Origin of the sequence: Streptomyces sp. NPDC014734 (genome assembly GCF_043083325.1) — a bacterium.
In the GTDB taxonomy this organism is placed as follows: Bacteria; Actinomycetota; Actinomycetes; order Streptomycetales; family Streptomycetaceae; genus Streptomyces.
The window spans coordinates 175,639-192,500 of record NZ_JBIBYN010000015.1 but is presented as its reverse complement, the minus strand read 5'-3'; the positions used below and the strand labels follow the sequence as shown (position 1 = coordinate 192,500).

Annotated in this window: 16 protein-coding genes; 12 read left to right on the top strand and 4 right to left on the bottom strand. The window is 69.4% G+C overall.

Annotated elements, in window-relative coordinates; genetic code table 11:
* Positions 1-2 precede the first annotated feature (2 nt).
* The 4 genes from ACF1CT_RS23630 (at position 3) to ACF1CT_RS23615 (ending at position 5,061) form a co-directional block, all read left to right on the top strand.
* Positions 3-1,628 (top strand): condensation domain-containing protein, encoded by a 1,626-nt coding sequence (locus ACF1CT_RS23630; RefSeq protein ID WP_391785902.1) that lies wholly within the window; start codon positions 3-5, stop codon positions 1,626-1,628.
* A 68-nt stretch (positions 1,629-1,696) separates the two neighbouring features.
* The gene (locus ACF1CT_RS23625; protein ID WP_391785901.1) at positions 1,697-3,055 is read left to right on the top strand and encodes a condensation domain-containing protein; all 1,359 of its coding nucleotides are present in this window, start codon (positions 1,697-1,699) and stop codon (positions 3,053-3,055) included.
* A 4-nt stretch (positions 3,056-3,059) separates the two neighbouring features.
* Positions 3,060-4,790 (top strand): amino acid adenylation domain-containing protein, encoded by a 1,731-nt coding sequence (locus ACF1CT_RS23620; protein ID WP_391785900.1) that lies wholly within the window; start codon positions 3,060-3,062, stop codon positions 4,788-4,790.
* A gap of 10 nt (positions 4,791-4,800) precedes the next feature.
* The gene (locus ACF1CT_RS23615) at positions 4,801-5,061 is read left to right on the top strand and encodes a phosphopantetheine-binding protein (protein WP_391785899.1); all 261 of its coding nucleotides are present in this window, start codon (positions 4,801-4,803) and stop codon (positions 5,059-5,061) included.
* Between the two features lie 140 nt (positions 5,062-5,201).
* Here ACF1CT_RS23615 and ACF1CT_RS23610 read toward each other — a convergent pair whose 3' ends face one another.
* The 3 genes from ACF1CT_RS23610 to ACF1CT_RS23600 all read right to left on the bottom strand — a co-directional run bounded on the left by ACF1CT_RS23610 (position 5,202) and on the right by ACF1CT_RS23600 (position 8,960).
* On the bottom strand, positions 5,202-6,068 hold the full coding sequence (locus ACF1CT_RS23610) for an alpha/beta fold hydrolase (protein ID WP_391785898.1): 867 nt from the start codon (positions 6,066-6,068) through the stop codon (positions 5,202-5,204).
* An 85-nt stretch (positions 6,069-6,153) separates the two neighbouring features.
* Positions 6,154-7,113, bottom strand: a complete 960-nt coding sequence (locus ACF1CT_RS23605; RefSeq protein ID WP_391785897.1) for a chlorinating enzyme — start codon at positions 7,111-7,113, stop codon at positions 6,154-6,156.
* A complete protein-coding gene (locus tag ACF1CT_RS23600) occupies positions 7,110-8,960 on the bottom strand; it encodes an amino acid adenylation domain-containing protein (protein WP_391785896.1) in 1,851 nt (616 codons plus the stop codon). Before ACF1CT_RS23600 ends, ACF1CT_RS23605 begins: the two co-directional genes overlap by 4 nt.
* 818 nt (positions 8,961-9,778) lie before the next feature.
* On the opposite strand from ACF1CT_RS23600, the gene ACF1CT_RS23595 reads away from it, so the two are divergent.
* The 6 genes from ACF1CT_RS23595 (at position 9,779) to ACF1CT_RS23570 (ending at position 13,975) form a co-directional block, all read left to right on the top strand.
* Complete coding sequence (locus ACF1CT_RS23595; RefSeq protein ID WP_391785895.1) at positions 9,779-10,063, top strand: acyl carrier protein; 285 nt, start codon at positions 9,779-9,781, stop codon at positions 10,061-10,063.
* Positions 10,060-10,683: a class I SAM-dependent methyltransferase gene (locus ACF1CT_RS23590; protein WP_391785894.1), complete on the top strand. Its 624-nt coding sequence runs from the start codon at positions 10,060-10,062 to the stop codon at positions 10,681-10,683. The genes ACF1CT_RS23595 and ACF1CT_RS23590 overlap by 4 nt, the downstream gene beginning before the upstream one ends.
* A 266-nt stretch (positions 10,684-10,949) precedes the next feature.
* Complete coding sequence (locus ACF1CT_RS23585) at positions 10,950-11,867, top strand: transglutaminase domain-containing protein (RefSeq protein WP_391785893.1); 918 nt, start codon at positions 10,950-10,952, stop codon at positions 11,865-11,867.
* Positions 11,868-11,886: 19 nt separating this feature from the next.
* Positions 11,887-12,159 carry an acyl carrier protein gene (locus ACF1CT_RS23580; protein ID WP_391785892.1) on the top strand — a complete coding sequence of 91 codons (273 nt, stop codon included), beginning with the start codon at positions 11,887-11,889 and terminating at the stop codon, positions 12,157-12,159.
* A gap of 93 nt (positions 12,160-12,252) precedes the next feature.
* Complete coding sequence (locus ACF1CT_RS23575; protein WP_391785891.1) at positions 12,253-13,062, top strand: hypothetical protein; 810 nt, start codon at positions 12,253-12,255, stop codon at positions 13,060-13,062.
* A 208-nt stretch (positions 13,063-13,270) separates the two neighbouring features.
* Positions 13,271-13,975: a DUF2470 domain-containing protein gene (locus tag ACF1CT_RS23570; RefSeq protein ID WP_391785890.1), complete on the top strand. Its 705-nt coding sequence runs from the start codon at positions 13,271-13,273 to the stop codon at positions 13,973-13,975.
* Between the two features lie 172 nt (positions 13,976-14,147).
* Here ACF1CT_RS23570 and ACF1CT_RS23565 read toward each other — a convergent pair whose 3' ends face one another.
* Positions 14,148-14,714: a CGNR zinc finger domain-containing protein gene (locus ACF1CT_RS23565; protein WP_391785889.1), complete on the bottom strand. Its 567-nt coding sequence runs from the start codon at positions 14,712-14,714 to the stop codon at positions 14,148-14,150.
* 291 nt (positions 14,715-15,005) lie between these two features.
* Between ACF1CT_RS23565 and ACF1CT_RS23560 the strand changes: the two genes are divergently transcribed.
* Together ACF1CT_RS23560 and ACF1CT_RS23555 are read left to right on the top strand one after the other, a co-directional pair.
* Positions 15,006-15,461: a TetR/AcrR family transcriptional regulator gene (locus ACF1CT_RS23560; RefSeq protein ID WP_391785888.1), complete on the top strand. Its 456-nt coding sequence runs from the start codon at positions 15,006-15,008 to the stop codon at positions 15,459-15,461.
* A gap of 135 nt (positions 15,462-15,596) precedes the next feature.
* Positions 15,597-16,715 (top strand): alpha/beta hydrolase-fold protein, encoded by a 1,119-nt coding sequence (locus tag ACF1CT_RS23555; protein WP_391785887.1) that lies wholly within the window; start codon positions 15,597-15,599, stop codon positions 16,713-16,715.
* Positions 16,716-16,862: the final 147 nt, after the last annotated feature.

Below are 16,862 nucleotides of genomic sequence, written 5' to 3'. Positions count from 1 at the left end.
ACGTGTCACACAAGGACATCGAGGACGTTCTCCCCGTCACTCCCCTCCAGGAGGGCCTCTACTTCGAGTGGTTGCACCGCGGGGACGAGAAGAACTCCTACGTGCTCCAGGACACCCTCGACCTCAGGGGTGTGCTCGACGTCGACCGGCTCCGCGCTGCCTTGGCAGCCGTATTCGCCAGGCACCCGGCGCTTCGTACCGGATTCCTCGCACGGCCCACGACGGGGGAACTCGTCCAGGTCGTCCTCAGATCGGTGGATGCACCCCTCACGACCGTGGACCTCGGCGGCCTCGAAGGCACTCGGCGCACCGCCGATCTGGAATCGCTGCTCGCCGGGGAAATCCTGCGGGAGCGTGACCTCTCCAGGCCCCCGCTGCTCCAGTGTGTCCTGATCAGGCTCGACACCGAGCACCACGTACTGGCCCTGACGTACCACCACATACTGCTGGACGGCTGGTCCGGCCTCATGCTGATCGAGCAGATCATCGACGGGTACGACACACACGCCGTTCCCTCCACGTCTCACGCCGCCAATCCCTACCACGCCTATGGCGACTGGGTCGCCGGACAGGACCGCGCCCTCGCCGAGAACGCCTGGCGCGACTACCTCGCCGATCTCGGCGCGTACACGCGAGTCGCCCCGGAAGGCGCCAGGAACACAGCCGCCGTCTCCCGCCGCGTGACCTGCTGTCTGGACCGCGGGGCCGCACTCGGCCTGCGGGCGTACGCGCGCGCCGGCGATCTCACGCTCAACACGGTCGTGCAGGCGGCGTGGGGACTCCTGCTGGGCCGTCTCTGCGCGAGCGACGACATCGTCATCGGCAGGACGGTCGCCGGTCGCCCGGCCGGACTTCCCCATAGTGAGCAGATGATGGGAATGTTCGTGAACACGGTGCCCGCCCGGATCCGCCCGGAGCCGGGTGAGACGCTTCAACAGCTGTGCCACCGACTTCAGTTCGAGCAGTCCCGGCTCATGGGATACGAGTACGTGGGGCTCCCCGCCATTCAGCGGATCTCCGGTCGGCGGGCCCTGTTCGACACCGCGTTCTCGTTCCAGAACCTGCCGGCCGTGAAGCGGGAGCTGAACACCCGTGACGGTCGGTTGCGGATCACGCTCGACGGCCACAACATCTCCCACTATCCGCTGGCACTCACCGTCTTCCCGGACAGGGAACGGCTGACGATGCGGCTGACCTACGCGGGCGACGTCTTCGACGACACGACGATGAGGTCGCTGACCACCGCCCTTCCGCTCCTGCTGACGCGGATGGCCGAGGAACCCCGCACGAGGATCTCGGAGGTCGGCGCACTTCGGGTCACACCACTTCCCCGTCCGCGGAGCGCGCCGATCGCGGACGGGCACGCGGACGGGACGGAGGTGCCCGAGGCGGGTATGACGGACGCGCTCGTGGGGCTCCTCGCCGATGTGCTCGACGTCCCGAAGGAGAGCCTGGGGCCTCACGACGACTTCTTCGATCTCGGCGGCGGTTCCCTCCAGGCGGCACGTCTTGTCATCCTGATCCAGAGAACGCTGGGCATCGACGTCTCCGTGCGTCATGTGCTCGACCATCCGGTGATAGGAGACATGGCGGGCGCGTGCGCCAGGGCGGGCGCCGCACCACGTTGAGTCCCGCACGGGCGTGCACGCGGCGCATACACGAAGGATCACATCAGGAACACAGGGGGTGTACTCCGTTGGGCCCGAACACCACGGCCACCGACGTCCTCGCGCCCATGTCCGACCTGCAGCGTCACTGGTGGGGCCGCGAACGTCTCTTCCCGGACCCCGGCTTGGTGATGTGCACACTGGGGCGTGTGCGCGGGGCCGTCGACGTCACACTCCTCGAAGCCGCGGCCGAAGCCGTCGTGCGGCGCCATGAGGCACTGCGCACGAACTTCGGCAGGGTGGACGGAGTCCCGGTCCAGATCATTCACGAGAGTCCGGCGCAACCGGTCACATGGTTCCGGGACATCTCCGGCACTCCCGAGTCCGCGCGAGTCGCCGTGCTCCGGGAGCTGGCGGATGCCGAACAGAACCGGAGCCTGGACCTCGCGAGTGCCCCGCTGATGAGGCTCGGCGTCGTGCGCTGTGCCGAGAAGGACTTCGTCCTCGTACTGACCCTCCATCACATCATCGCCGACGGCTGGGCCGTCGGTGTTCTGTGGCGTGAGCTGTCGCACGAGTACGCGCAGCTGCTCCGGGGCGGGATCGGGTGCGCGAGGGCACCGGGCCCCCGGCCACCACAGCTCCGCGACTGGGTCGCACACGAACGGCGGACGGCTCGCGGACCGAAGGCGGCCAGGGAGATCAGCCACTGGGGCCGCGTACTGCGCGAGGTCCGGCCTCTTCATGTTCCCCACGACCTTCCGGGCGCCGACAGGCCCGCACGTCGCAAGCCGTGCACACACGGATTCGACCTGCCGCAGCACACGCACGACGCGCTGGTGGCATCGGCCAAGGGGTTCAGAGCCACCCCGCACATGGTCGCCATGGCCGCCTTCATGAAGCTGTTGAGCCGGCACGTGGACCGGCCGGACGTGGCGGTGATGACCCTCTTCAACCGCCGGGCGAGCCCCGAGACCGTGGACCTCGTCGGATGCGTCCTGAACTTCGCCGTGATCGCCGCTGTCGTGCCGCCGGGCGGAGAAGCCGCGCCGCTCGTGCAGAACGTGCGGTCCGCGCTCCTGGACGCCTACGAGAACCAGGACATCTGCGCCCAGAACATCTGGCAGGAGGTCGGCTTCGCCCCCGCCTCGGTGGACGTCATGTTCATCTTCGATCAGGGCACGCCGGACTCCGGCGGAGCTTCCCTCGGTGGCGTCGGCGTCGAGCCGTACACCGACGTCGAGGAGGACGAGGGCGAGAGGTTCGGCGGCGCCTCGACGCCCGGGATCAAGTTCCGTCTCGGTCTCACCCCGGGCAGGCTCACCGGCGCGGTCGGGTACGACTCGAATCTCTACAGCCGGTCCTTCATCGAAACCTTCGTCACCGCGTACGGCGATCTGCTGGCCGGGATCACCGCGGACCGCGGAAGTCGGGGAAGGAGGTCCTGAGCGCATGCGCAGCGAAGACCCGACGAACGACCGGTCGGGGGACGCGCGACTCGTTCCACTCGCCGTCTCCTCGCGTGCGGCAGCCGCCGCGATCGGCCGCATCGCGCCGCGACACGACAGCGCGCAGTGGTGGGGGGCGAGGGTGTCCGACGACGTGGACACCCACGCCCGGCTCAGTCCCGGCCGCACGGCGTTCATCGGGGCCGGCGGGGAGACGACGTACCGGAAGCTGCGGGATCTGGTGGCCCGGGTACGCGCTCTGCTGCTGGCCCACGGCTGCCGACAGGGTGATCGCGTCGTGGTGTCGGGGCCGCGAAGCGTGAACACCGCTGTCGCGTTCCTGGCCCTCGAAAGCATCGGGGCCACCTACGTGCCCGTCGACGAGACATGGCCGTCCGAACGCCTGTCGCACATATTCGCCCAGGTCGGATGCGCATATGTCCTCGGGCACAACGGCAGGTCAGGGCGGGGCGCGTGGGTCCCCGCGCCGCCCCTCGCCCGAGCCGCCGTCGAGATGGGCGTCAGGCCGCTGGATCTCGCACGGGCGGCGGACCACACACCGCGTCCGCCGTCGCCCGCCACCCGTCCGGACGATCCGGGCCGCCAGGCTCGATACGTCATCTACACCTCGGGCAGCACCGGCACGCCCAAGGGCGCGGTCGTCGAGCACCGCGGGATGGCCAACCACCTCCTGCACATGCGCAGGGCACTGGGGCTCCGGCCTGACGACGTCGTCGCCTTCAACGCTCCCGCGACCTACGTCGTGTCGATGTGGCAGATGCTGGCGGCCCTGTCCGCCGGGGCGACGGTGGCGGTCATCGACGAGTTCGCCGCCGCGTATCCGCGTCGCTTGCTGAAGGCGTGGCACGAGCACGGCGTCACTGTGGCCCAACTGGTCCCCACGGTGATGTCCCTGGTCGTGGACGAGCTCCGCCGACGAGCCGCCTCCGACCCGCTGCCGCGGCTCCGCTGGCTGATCGCCACCGGGGAGGAGCTGCGCCCGCGGGTGGCCGCCGGTGTGCTCGACACCCTTCCGAACACCCGTCTCATGAACGCCTACGGCATGAGTGAGTGTTCCGATGACGTGGCCCAACACGTCATCCGACGTGCTGATGTGGAACGCCCGCGGCTGCCCGTGGGGCGGCCCATCGCCAACACGGCGCTCCATGTGCTGGTCGCACAGGGTCCGGCCTGGCGACCGGCCGGCCCCGGGGAGACGGGAGAACTGTTCGTGGCGGGATTGCCGGTGGGAGCCGGTTACGTCGACTCCGCGGAAGCCCGGAGCGCCGCCTTCTTCCACGACAGTCTCCATCCCCGTTCCCCCACCCTTCGCCTGTATCGCACAGGTGATCTCGCCCGCGTCGACGAATCGCTCGTGTACTGCCTCGGCCGGGTGGACCGCCAGGTCAAGATCCGGGGTGTCCGGATGGAGTTGGACGAGATCGAAGGGATGCTCGGACAGCATCCCTCCCTGACCCGTTGCGCGGTCACGGCCGAAGCCGTGAAGGAGTCCCACGAGCTGCTTGTTCACTACGTGGCCACCGACGACGTCACCCCCCGGGAGCTCCAGACGTTTCTCGACGCCGGTCTCCCGGCACCCGCGCCCACGCGATGGGTGAGACTCGTCAGTATGCCGCTGACCGGGAACGGAAAGACCGACTACCGCGCCCTCGCGGCCTCCGTGCCGAGCCGGCCGGCCGACCGCTCCCGGGTACCGACGACCACAACGAAATGAGGCGACCTCCATGACCCCGCCCTGGGACGACCGCTTCGAGTCCTTGATGCGCGATGCCCTGCGCCTGCTGGAGCCCGGTGCCCCACTGCTTCCCGATCTCCGCACGGTCGACCACGGACTGGATTCGCTGGCCATGGTGGGACTCATGTTGTCCATCGAGGACGCCTACGGGATATCCATGCCCGACGACCTGGTGGAGCCGCGGCTCTTCTCCACCCCCGGCAGACTCTGGGGTTTCGTGAGTGAACTGCGGGACACTCAGGTGCGGTAGGAAGGTCGTCGCCGCTCGGCCTCGCCGTCGTGCCGCGGGCCCCGGGCCCCGCACGGCGGGCCGGCCCCGCGAACGGGGTCAGCCCCCATCACGGGGTGCTCATCCGCCTGCGGGAGTCCGCCGGGTCCCCGCACGGACCGTCACACACGTCCTGCCGCCGCGAGGAAGCGCCTCGCGGCATCGGTCACCGGGGTCCCCGCGGCGAAGAGGGAGATGTGGTCCCCGTGCGGCTCGACGTGGAGCTGCGCGTGGGGCAGGGCCGCCGCCACCCCGCGTGAACCGGCCGGATGCGTGGTGCGGTCGTCCTCACTGGTGACGACCAGCGCCGGCACGGCGATACCCGGCAGCACCGCCCGCACGTCTTCCGACATCAGGGCACCGTTCAGCCGCGCGTAACGGTAGAACGTCTCGGCGTCGCGATAGGGGTGCAGCACCAGGTGGGCGATGTCCGGGGGCAGTCCCGCCCTCGCGTTCTGGAGCAGAGCGGCGTGCACCGTCGTCGCGCTCTGCCTGCTCTCCACGGCGATGTCCAGGAGCGCCTGGAGATTGCGTTGGTGGCCGCTCCTGGGACTGTCGGGACCCAGTTCGAAGTCGCCGTGCCAGAGGCTCAGGGATGCCACCGGGCCCGGGTGCTCGGCGGCCATGCGCAGGGCGAGGGTGGCACCGCCGCACAGGCCCATCACATGGGCCCGCCCCACCTGGAAGTGATCGAGGACGGCCTTCATGTCCTCCACCTGGTCGGCGACCTGGTGTCCCAGCGCGTCGAAGGCGCCTTCGGAGATCTCGCACCCGCCGTCGGAGAGGCCGCGGGTCTCCCAGGTGAGGACATGGTGGTCACGTGCCAGGAACCGCACCCAGGCGTCGCACAGGCCGACCGGCATCCCGCATGCCGAGGCGATGAGCACGGCCGACCGGGCGGGGTCGCCGGCCGACCGCACCCGCAGCCTCACTCCGTCCGGTGTCGTGAGGTACGCCCTGTCCGGCGCGTCGTCTGTACGGGCAGTCATGTCGTTCGTGGCCTCCATACGCGGTGGGTCACGCGGGCGGTGTCACCCGGAGCGAGACGTCACCGGACCACCGCCCCCGCCTCGGTCAGGAACGGGGGGTGAAGGCGTGCCCGCGCGTCGTCTCCGTGGCGAGCCGGTTGTGGCCGTAGCGGTCCCGGCCGCTGGTCAGGACCGAGCCGTAGTTCTCCAGGCCGACACTGCCGCCGTACTCCTCGACGATGTCGGTGTCCGGATACACCCGCACCGACGTGGGCACGTAGCGGGACGCGAATCCCAGGCGCATCTCCTGCACACGACCGGCGTGGGGAAGTGACGCGTGCATGAGCGTGGACCAGAACAGAACGGCCTCGCCCGGGCGCATCACCATGGAGACGGCCTGCGACTCGTCCGGCACCCAGTCGGGGTCCTTCTGCAGTTCCCGGTAGTCGTAGCCGAAGAACCCCCGGCGGATGTCGTTCTTCGTCTCCCGGTTGATCCGGTCCGGGTCGTAGTGCATCCGCTTGGTCTCGTCGTAGAACATCGTCCGGTGGGTACCGGGGATGAACTGGAGACAGCCGGTCTCCTCGTTGGCCTCGGTGAAGGCGGTCCACACGGTGATGGTCCCGCCGAAGTCCTCCGCCCCTTCGGGCCAGAGGATCTGCGGCTGGCCCGAGGCGTTGGCGAACGTGTCCGCCTGATGCCAGTCCGTACCCTCGTCCCCCGGGTACTTGGGAAAGAACTCCGTGCGCCAGCACAGGGTGTCGGGGCCGAGCACACTGGTCACCCGATCCACGATCTGCGGCCGCGTGATGTGGTCGGCCAGTCTCGCCGAGTCCAGATGACGGTCGTAGTTCGAGATGTTGGTGTTGCCGGACTCCGCCGCCTCGCCCTGGTAGACGGCATTGCCGCGGTCCATGAGCTGAATGCGCTCCCGACGCCACAGCCGCCGCATCTCGTCGACCTCGTACACCGTGAAGGGGCCGATGAATCCCTGTGCGTGGAACCGCTTCGTCTCCTCGGGACCGAGAGCGAACGTACCTGGGGCGGTGTTCTGTTCCGTGGTCATGCGGGCACTCCCCTCGTCTCTGTTTCCCCCGTGCCGTCGGCCGGTGCCACAGCGGCGGCCAGATTGCGAATGCTGGCGTTGTCGCCGAGAGAGGCGATGTCCACCGGCACACCGAACTCCCGCTGGACCTCGGTCAGGATGCGCACGACCGCCAGAGATGTCGCTCCCATGTCGAAGAGGTCGTCGTCACGGCCGATGTCCAGCCGCTCCAGGACCTTCTCGACGAGGAGAGCCACGACGTCCTCGGCACGGTTCGTCTGCTCGAAGGTCTCCCCGGCGACGTGGGCGGGAACGGCTTCGAGGACGTGGGCGTCCAGATCGGTGCGGTCGGCCTTTCCCTGCGGGGTCAACGGCAGGTCACCCAGAAGCCGGTAGACGGCGGGGCGCAGATGCACCGGCAGCGACTCCCTCGCACGCGCGGACAGCTCCCCGACGAGCTCCTCCGTCCCACCGCCGGACACGGGCAGGACATACGCGACAAGACGCATGTCCCCCTCGTAGTCGCGCGGAGCCACGACCACCGCGGAGACCCCGCCGTGGCCTGCCAGACAGTGCTCCACCTCACCGGGTTCGATGCGGTACCCGCGCACCTTGATCTGATCGTCGACGCGGCCGAGATAGACGAGTTCGCCGTCGGCCCGCCGGACCGCCCTGTCCCCCGACCGGTACCAGCGGCAGCCCGCCGCGGTCACGAATCGGTCGGCCGTCAGCTCGGCACGATTGAGGTAGCCCCGGGTCACACCGGGTCCGGACACCTGGATCTCGCCGGGAACGCCGGGCGCCACGGTGCGGCCGTCGTCGACCAGGCGGACCCGAAGGTCTGTCAGCGGGACGCCGATCGGGCTCTCCTCCGGGTGTTCCAGGTCGGCGGCGCCGATGGAGCGGTGCGTCACGTGCACGGTCGTCTCGGTGATGCCGTACATGTTGACCAGCTCGGGCCTGCGATCGCCATGCCGCTCGATCCAGGGCCGCAGCAGGGTGACATCGAGTCGCTCCCCGCCGAACACCACAAGTCTCAGGGCGAGTTCCGCCGCGTCGGGCCGACTCCCCTCGGCGGCGACCAGCCCCCGGAACGCGGACGGCGTCTGGTTGAGCACGGTGACGCCCTCGCTCTCCAGCAGGGCGAGCATGCGCTCCGGAAGGCGCACCGCCTCCTGCGGAACGATCACGAGACGTCCCCCGTGGAGCAGCGCCCCCCATATCTCCCAGACCGAGAAGTCGAACGCCATCGAGTGGAAGAGCGCCCACACATCACCGGGGCCGAAGCCGAACCGGTCGGCGGTGGCAGTGAACAGCCGCACCACATTGCGGTGTTCGACCACGACCCCCTTGGGAGTTCCACTGGATCCAGAGGTGTACATCACGTACGCGGCGCTGCTCTCGGACAGCCGGTCGACGGCCGCCCGGGCTGTCGTGGCCGGCTCGGCCGCGCCCGGATCGTCGACCAGGACGACGTCGACGTTCCGTCGGGCCAGCGTCGGAGCGGTTTCCGTGTCGGTCACGACGACGCGCAGCCGCGTATCGGCCAGGATGAGGTCGAGGCGGGCAGCGGGGTAGGCGGGGTCGAGCGGCACATAGGCGCCACCCGCCTTGAGGATGGCGAGAAGTCCCACGATCACGTCGGCGCCACGCCCCATGCACAGGCCGACGCAGTCCCCGTCGCGCACGCCGCGCGCCCTCAGACGGCACGCCAACGATTGTGCGCGCGCGTCGAGTTCACCGTAGGTGAGAGAAACCCCGCCCGGTTCGGAGACCGCGATGCTGTCGGCGGCGCCGGCGGCGACGGTCTCGAACGCCTCATGCAGCAGCCCGGTTCCACACGGGAGCGGTGAGATTTTCAGTGACACTCGCAGGTCCCTTCTCACTCCATTGCGCAGGTCGGTCGACAGTCGACCCCATCGCATTGGACGTTGTATCGGGGAATTAACCTCCGGCGCATATCGGATCCGCAATCCATAAACAATCGCCCGGTCGGGGCGCAAGATTGAGCCGTGGAGCCCGGCATCAGACCCGCCAACTGCGGACGCAACTGTGGCACGGGCTCAATGGGGCGGTCAAGATCCTCGCCGGACGACATTCGACAACGCCCACTCGCAGGGATCCACATTTTCCCGGAAATCTCCCCGGGGCGACTGATCGGCGGAATTTTCTGCAGACACCCGGTCGAGGTGCGGGGCATTTGCCCCAGGAACCCCTGCCTCAAACCCTCGCCCCCCAGCCCCTCGAACCCCGAAGGATCGATGGGCCGTTCCGCGCATGGCATACGGGATGCGGTTCAGAGTACGCCTCGTGAACTCGCCGCGGCGACGCACCCAAGGGCTGCCCCAGATGGCACGAACCCGCGCGGTCGACATTCCCCCACAGATGCGAAACGGGACCGTAAGGGATGTCCGACCCGGTCAAATACCCAAGGAAGATACCGCTCCGCCTTCAACCGGCCAAGCGCCGCGAAATACACTCGGGCACCGCCACGTCCGGGGCTACACCGTCAAGTTGTGGCAGTGGGGCTGAAATCGCTCGATGATTATGCCAAGATCTCTGACGGTGCCGGGGATGGGGCCGCAGGGTCCATCGCAATGCCCCGCACAGACACCGCTCCGTCTTGCGATGCACCACATCCGACGCCGCGCACCGATCCACCACGGATTACGGGACAGCCCTTGGCATGACGACGGGGAAGGCATTGAGCGAAGAAATGAGACACATACCCCAAGACGCCCAGAAGGTAGCAGATTCCATTCTCGACGAGACCGCGAAAATTCTGCGCACGCCTTCCGTGACCCTGGAGGATGACCTCGCCGCTCTCCATGCGAACTCGCTCGTCGTACTGCAACTGATGTCGGCGGTCGAGGAACGTTTTGACACATCCATCGACATGGTCGACATGTTCCGGATCCGCACAGTGCGCGATCTCGTCGAGTTGGTCGAGGCTTCCATGATGCGTTCATGAAAGGTGGACCCGCCGTGGCCGGGGTCAGCAAGAGTCTCTGGGCGACGACCTCCGATGTCGACTACATGAGACAGAACGGCAGGGCAGAGCACACATCGCACCAGGAGCTGACCGACAGACTGATCCGCCTCTACTCCGACACGGAGTACGAACTGCTGGACTGCGGGATCATGTCCGGCGTCACCTATGAGATGCTGCGGAACTCTCAGCCGGCAGTCCGGTACACCGGCATCGACATCGGCGCGCCGGTCATCGAGGACTGCCGCTCGAAATTCGGTGATGCCCGGTGGTACCAGATGAGCATCACCGATGTGGCCTTCCCCGACGCGTCGTTCGACGTGGTGAACTGTCGCCACGTGCTGGAGCACTTGCCCTACTACGAGACGGCGGTGCGGGAACTCTTTCGCATTTCGCGACGCCATGTCGCCATTTGTTTCTTCCAGCCTCCCCGGGAACCCGAGGTCCTGCTGCGTCGCGAGACGGCCAACGGCTACATCTGGCTCAACCGGTACGCACCCGCCGCCTTCGAGAGGCTGCTGAACTCCTTGTCCAGCATGGTCGAGAGTGTCGACCTCGTGCACGGGCACAGCGCCAACCGAATCTATTTCTGCACGAAATAGGACTTCTGGACATGGAGCGAGACGGGCCGCGGCACACATACGGAAACCGGCTCACCACCGACCACGGGCGGACCCATCACGTCCCGACAGGGCCGGCGGGGTGCCCTCGTCCCGGGGATGCGCCGTCCTCGGCCCCTCTCCCGCGCGCCGCCCCGGTCGAGCCCCCTGTACACGACCTGCGCGGCGTACGGCACCGCGGTGGCCACTCGCCCCTCCCACCGGGACCGGTGGTCCTGCTGACGCCGTGACGGTCAGGTCGGCACGGCATGCGTGAAGACGTGGAGGACCAAGTGGAGCATGTGACGCACGACGCGGTCGCGAAAGTGCTGCTCGTTCCGGGCAGGTATCGCAGGTTCTCGGTGCCGAGGACAGCCGCGCGCCGGGAGTACGGCGTGAATGGAGAGCTCTTGGACAAGCTGCTCGACCTGGGGATGCCGAGCCACGGCACCGGTGCCGACATCACCTTCGACTCCCTCGATCTGGAGAACATCGCCCTCGATCTGAGGCTGCCGTCCTCCCAGGTGGCGGCGATGCGCTTGTGGGCGAGATCCCTGACCGGACCCAAAGTGCCCAGGCTCGGGCTCTGCGAGATCACACTGTCCCTGAATTGTCCGGAGCCGGGCCATCGGGGAAACTGCGGATTCTCGCTGAGCTCACATCTGGCCGAGCGGATGGACGCGCCGAGGCATCCGGAATCCGAACAGCTGTCGTTTCAGTTCTTCGCACCTGCCGAAAACCATGACTTCGACGCGGACTTCACCCCGGTCGTCAGTGAGGCACGGAGTCTGACGTTTCATCGCATTCCCGACGAACTCGTGACGGACATGGGCTTCCTGAAGGAGACGGGCCTTGCCGACTGCCGGTCCGCCAGCCGACGGCTCCTCGACGTGGCGGAGGACGCGGGCTATGCCGCGAGGCCGGCCGCCGGGTTCTTCCTGGGGGCCCCTTTTCCCTGCACACACGCCTGGTTCGAGGTGCGTGTCGGGGAGCGGTGGCAGGCCGCCGACCCCTTCTTCCTCGACACACTTCACCACTGGGGCATCCTGTCGCCCGAGGACTGGCCCCTCACCCGTTCGCCGAAGAGAATCGTCTGGCGGATCGAGTCGGAACACGAATTGAGCATGCCTCTCATCCGCCACGGGAAACGCCCCATGGCAGCGGCCGTTGCAGCACGCTGGCGATGAAATGGAAAGATGGTGGGCAGTGGAAGAACAAGTGCGTGCGATTCTTGGTGACCCCGGCGTTCTGGGCGACGCGGCCGCGGACATAGCGGGAGATGCGAGTCTCCAGCTCGCCGGTATCACCTCCATGCAGACGGTACAGATCCTGATGGAGATCGAGGACCGATTCGGTATAGAAATGCCGGACTCCATGCTCACGCATGAAACGTTCAGCACGATCGACTCGATCATCGCAGCGGTCGAGGTCGTGTGCCGTCAAGAGGGGTTCACAGCAGAACAAGGTGCGGAGGCATGACCTGAGCCGTGGTGCCGGGCACGTTCGAGCCCGTCTCCCACGGCCCCGTTCGCTCCGGTCGACACAGCGGGAACCGCCGAGCCAGGAGAAGTCATGGCAATGACAGGTCAACCGATGCACGCTTCGGGCGTCATGCTGACGCCGAGCGGCGACGAGAGGGTGCACAACGCTCTTCGGGCCGGACTGACGAGGCTGTTCGCCGACGAAGTGGAGGAGCATTACACGGCTCCCCCGGTCATCGCACGGAGCGTCTCGGAGCGCGCCGGCTACCCCAGTTCCTTCCCCCAGCTGTTCGGCGCGGTGTACGGCGCGCCGGACGGTGGCGACCCCTCCCCCACCGATCTGGCCCTCACGTCCGCCGCCTGTCATCACGTGTTCCCGCTGATCGCGCGGGACGGAGGGGACCAGGGGCGATGCCTGGGCGTGGAAGCCACCTGCTACCGCGGTGAGGCCACGGCGGAGACCGGACGGCTTCGTTGCTTCCGGATGTACGAGGTCGTCCGCTACGGGGCTCCGCACGAGGTCGAGAAGTGGCGTGACCACGCCTTGCGCGCGGCTGACACATGGCTGGGAGACCTGGGCCTCGACACCGGGATCACCGCCGCCAACGACCCCTTCTTCGGGCGGATCGGCAGCTACCTTGCGTCCGCTCAACGAGCCGGCCAGCTCAAGTGGGAGGTCGTCACCCACGTGGCCGGGGACACCGTGCAGGCCGTGGCCTCGGCCAATTACCACAGGGACCACTTCGGTGAGGCATTCGAGCTGAGGCTGTCCGACGGTTCGGTCGGGCACAGCGCGTGTGCGGCCTTCGGCCTCGACCGGATTCTGCTCGCCCTCAGGCACCGGCACGGCGCGGACGACGACCGCTGGCCGGAACCGGTCCGCGCCCTGCTCGGGTTCTGAACGAACCGGACAGCGACTCGCTCTCGCCGACCGGCCGGAAGAGCGGCAGGCCCCGGGGCGCGGCGGCCGCCGGACCGGCGGGCGCGAGGCCGCGGTACGCCGTTGCGCGCAGCGGACACCCCTGCTCGCTCCCACCCTCCCCTCGTGAGTTAGGTTAGGCATACCTAAGTTTCATCTCGGGTCCCTTCCACCGTCCTGGAGCATTCGGATGCGCCCGCACAGCACCCCCATCACCCGGCCGACCCCCGCCGAACGCGTGCGTTCGATCCTGCACGCGGCGCACTCGATGACAGTGATCAGCGACGGACGCCACAGCGAGGTCCGCCGGGTCGGCGGCACGGACGCGACGGGACACATCCACCTGCACGCCCCCGCCGACGGCACTCCGGCACCGCCGCACGCGCGACTGCCCATCCGGCTGGAACTCACCGACATCGCGCCCACCGCCGTACGTGACCGGCTGCGCGCCCGCGTCACCCTCACGGGACTGCTCACGGCCCCGTACAGCGACGAGGCGCCCCGGAGCACCTGCATGGAGTTCGGTCAGGCCCTTCTGGAGGACGGCTCGGGCCGGCACTTCGTCACCCCGGACGAGCTCGGCGCGGCCGTCCCGGACCCGTTGGCGAGGAGCGAGGCGGACATGCTGACCCATCTCGTGGACAGCCACCGCGAGCTCGTTCCGCTCCTCGTGCGCCTTGCGCGACCGCAGCCGGAGAGAGGCCTGCTGCGCGCGGTGCCGCTGGCCATGGACCGCTACGGAGTGACGTTGCGACTGGAGTACCCCACCACGCACTCCGACGTCCGGCTGCCGTTCGCCAGGCCCATCGCCGACCTCGACCAGGCCGGCTCCCGGATCCGCGGTCTGCTGGCCGCGGCCCGCCGCGCCTCGCACCACAACCGCCTGCTCGCCTGACCGGCGACACCGCCCGGGGGGGGCGGGCCGTCGGGAGTCGGTCCTCAAACGTCCCTCGCGGCCGTCGCCACCTCGCAGCGGCCGTCATCGCCGGGGGCCGGGCGCGGGGGAACGGTCCGTTCGCCGCATCCCGAATCCGGTCGCCGACCGCCCGTTCCGGCGAACGGCGCGCTCACCTCCTGGGTGATGTCGCCCTGCGCGCACGGTGGTTGGCCACGTTGAGCCGGTTGCCGCACACCTCGGGCATGCAGTATCTGCGCCGTCCGGCGCGGCTGGTGTCGACGAACCGCCCCTCGCACTCCGGCGAGGCGCAGGGGCGGAAGCGGCCGTGCCCCAGCGTGCGCAGCGCGCCGAGCAGCCCCGTGCCCATCAGGACCGCGAGCCGGTCGGCGAGCGAGGCGTCCGGCGCGGTGGCCACGCACCACTGCCAGTCGCCGTCGTCGTCGCGGCGGAGCACCGGGCCGCGGCCCGCTCTCAGGACGAGCGCGGAGGCGGCGTCCGCCACCTCGTCCTCGGTGCCGGCCTCAAGGATCTCCCGGACGTCCCGGCGCAGCGCCCGCACCCGCTCCACGTCGCCGTCGGCCGCCTCCGCCGCGATCCCGTGCTCGGCGAGGAAGCGGTCCAGCGCGGGCGGGTCGGTCAACGCCTCGCCCCTGACCGTGCGCACCACGGGTGAGGTGTTGACCAGATCGGTCGCCACTCCAGCCCCGAGCATGTAATCGGAAAACTTTATCTTCATCCCTTACCCCATGCTAACGTAACCGGAGAAAGCAAAGTATACCCCTTAGCTTCCCGGTCGGGGCGCTCGCCGACCTGTCGGGAGGGCCTGTTCGAGCGGCTCCCGCTCCGCCTCGCGCACCGAGCGGGCAGCGGTTCGGCGCACGGCCTCGGCGCGAGCCGCACGGCCTCGGCGCGAGCCGCACGGCCTCCGCGCGGACCGCGCGATCAGGCACGGAGCACCCGCACGGAACGCCCCCTGCCCGCAACGACGAGCGGCCCGTACGACGACCGGCCCGAGAGGACCCCCATCATGGACACCGAGCCCTTCCTCGCCTACATCGACGGCCGCCAGGCCCGCTGGCGGCTCACTCTCGACCAGTGCATCGAGGAGGCGGGCGACGATCCGCGCGCCCGGCTGCTCGCGGTCTTCGACGCCCTGCGCGCCTGGGCGGACTCGCAACCCGGCTTCCGCAGCTTCTCGTTCACCCATGCCATGGTGGAACTTGCCGGACCCCAGCACCCCGCCCGTACGGTCCTCACCGCCAACAAGCAGGCGTTGCGACGACAGATGCTCGAACTCGCGGAGGCGACCGGCACCCCCGATCCCGGCCTCCTCACCGACCAGTTGCTGCTGATCTACGAGGGCGCGATCGCCAACCACGCCCTGGGCACGGTCGACCGCCCGGCCGACCGGGCGCACGCCACGGCCCGCCAGATCATCGCGGCGGCCAGCCCGCTCCCCCTGCACACCTTCCTGGCCAACTGACGTCCGTGCGCGGGCCGTCCGGGCACGCCGTCCGGGAGACGGCCGGGGATGGAAGACACGAGAATGTGAGGTTAGGCTCACCTCACAAGCGGTGGGCCCCGCCTCGCCGTCCGTCTTCCACGACAAGGAGCCTCCATGTCCCCGGCGTTCCCACGGGTCCGTACCGCGACCGGCGGGGCAAGCCCCTTCGCCGCGTTCGGGCTGCCCGGACGGCCCGGCTCCGACGCGTTCTGGGCGACCGCGCGGACACCCGCGGCGATACCCGCCGACGATGGCGGCTGGCTGGCGTTGTTCCTGTGGCGCGGGTCGGCGGCGCGCATCGACTTCGAGAGCTGGTCACCGCCGGTCCCGCTGCTCCGATGGGCCGGCACGGACTGCTGGTACGCCGAGGTGCGCATGCCGGCGCGGCTGCGGGTGACCTACCGGATCGTCACGGACGGGGAGCCCCGCGCCGACCCGTTCAATCCGGACGGCGCCGGAGGCGACCGGTCCGTCGCGGCGACCCCGGACGCCCCGGCCCAGCCGCACTGGCAGGCTTTCGGCCCCGACGACGTGCTGCCGCTGCCCCGCACCCGGATCCGCTGGGCGAGCGAACGGCTCGGCGGCCGTCGCACCGTGCGCGTCCACCCGGTGGCCGGCGGCGGTCCGGTGGTCGTTCTGCTCGACGGGGACGACTGGCTGTACCTGCACCCGGCCATGGCCGCGTTCGACTCGGCCGCGGCCCGCGGCGAGATGCCTGCCGCCACCCTCGTCCTCCTGCCCGCCAAGGACCGGCAGGCCGAGTTCGGATGCCGACCCGAACTCTGGGAGGCGGTCCGGGAGGAACTGCTCCCGCTGGTGGCAGAGTCCGGTATTCCTGCCGATCCGGACCGGCTGGTGGTCGCCGGGCAGAGTCTGGGCGGGCTGAGCGCGCTGTACGCGGCGCTGGAGTTCCCGGAGCTGGTCTCACGGGTCGCCTGCCAGTCCGGGGCCTTCTGGTGGACGCCCGACGCCGTGCACCGGGCGGACCCCCTGGGCGGCCCGGTGGGGGGCGCCCTCGCCGCACGCCTGCGCGAGAACCCCGATCTGTCCGGTCTGCGGTGCGCCTTTGACGTGGGGGAGCACGAGACGCGGATGCTGCCCCACTGCGCGTTGACCGAGACCCTGACCGAACGGGCCGGGGCCACCGTGCGGGTCTCCCGGTCGGCTTCGGACCACGACCGGGCGGGCTGGCGGCACGCCCTGCTCAGGGATGTCGCCTGGGCCCTCGCCTGAGAGCCTGCCGGGGGGGGGGGGGGGGGGGGGGGGGGGGGGGGGGGCCCGGCCGGCGCGCCCCCCCCCCCCCCCCCCCGCCCCCCCCCCCCGGCCCGGGCTAAACCAACCGGGTAACCCCAAGCGGGTTTGCCCCGGGGGCGCCCCCAA

Coding starts and splice junctions, on each gene's coding strand:
- ACF1CT_RS23590 (WP_391785894.1), top strand. CDS start 10,060: ATGAAAGGTGGACCCGCCGTGGCCGGGGTCAGCAAGAGTCTCTGGGCG.
- ACF1CT_RS23610 (WP_391785898.1), bottom strand. CDS start 6,068: ATGACTGCCCGTACAGACGACGCGCCGGACAGGGCGTACCTCACGACA.
- ACF1CT_RS23565 (WP_391785889.1), bottom strand. CDS start 14,714: ATGAAGATAAAGTTTTCCGATTACATGCTCGGGGCTGGAGTGGCGACC.
- ACF1CT_RS23595 (WP_391785895.1), top strand. CDS start 9,779: ATGACGACGGGGAAGGCATTGAGCGAAGAAATGAGACACATACCCCAA.
- ACF1CT_RS23615 (WP_391785899.1), top strand. CDS start 4,801: ATGACCCCGCCCTGGGACGACCGCTTCGAGTCCTTGATGCGCGATGCC.
- ACF1CT_RS23555 (WP_391785887.1), top strand. CDS start 15,597: ATGTCCCCGGCGTTCCCACGGGTCCGTACCGCGACCGGCGGGGCAAGC.
- ACF1CT_RS23620 (WP_391785900.1), top strand. CDS start 3,060: ATGCGCAGCGAAGACCCGACGAACGACCGGTCGGGGGACGCGCGACTC.
- ACF1CT_RS23570 (WP_391785890.1), top strand. CDS start 13,271: ATGCGCCCGCACAGCACCCCCATCACCCGGCCGACCCCCGCCGAACGC.
- ACF1CT_RS23575 (WP_391785891.1), top strand. CDS start 12,253: ATGGCAATGACAGGTCAACCGATGCACGCTTCGGGCGTCATGCTGACG.
- ACF1CT_RS23560 (WP_391785888.1), top strand. CDS start 15,006: ATGGACACCGAGCCCTTCCTCGCCTACATCGACGGCCGCCAGGCCCGC.
- ACF1CT_RS23605 (WP_391785897.1), bottom strand. CDS start 7,113: ATGACCACGGAACAGAACACCGCCCCAGGTACGTTCGCTCTCGGTCCC.
- ACF1CT_RS23585 (WP_391785893.1), top strand. CDS start 10,950: ATGCGTGAAGACGTGGAGGACCAAGTGGAGCATGTGACGCACGACGCG.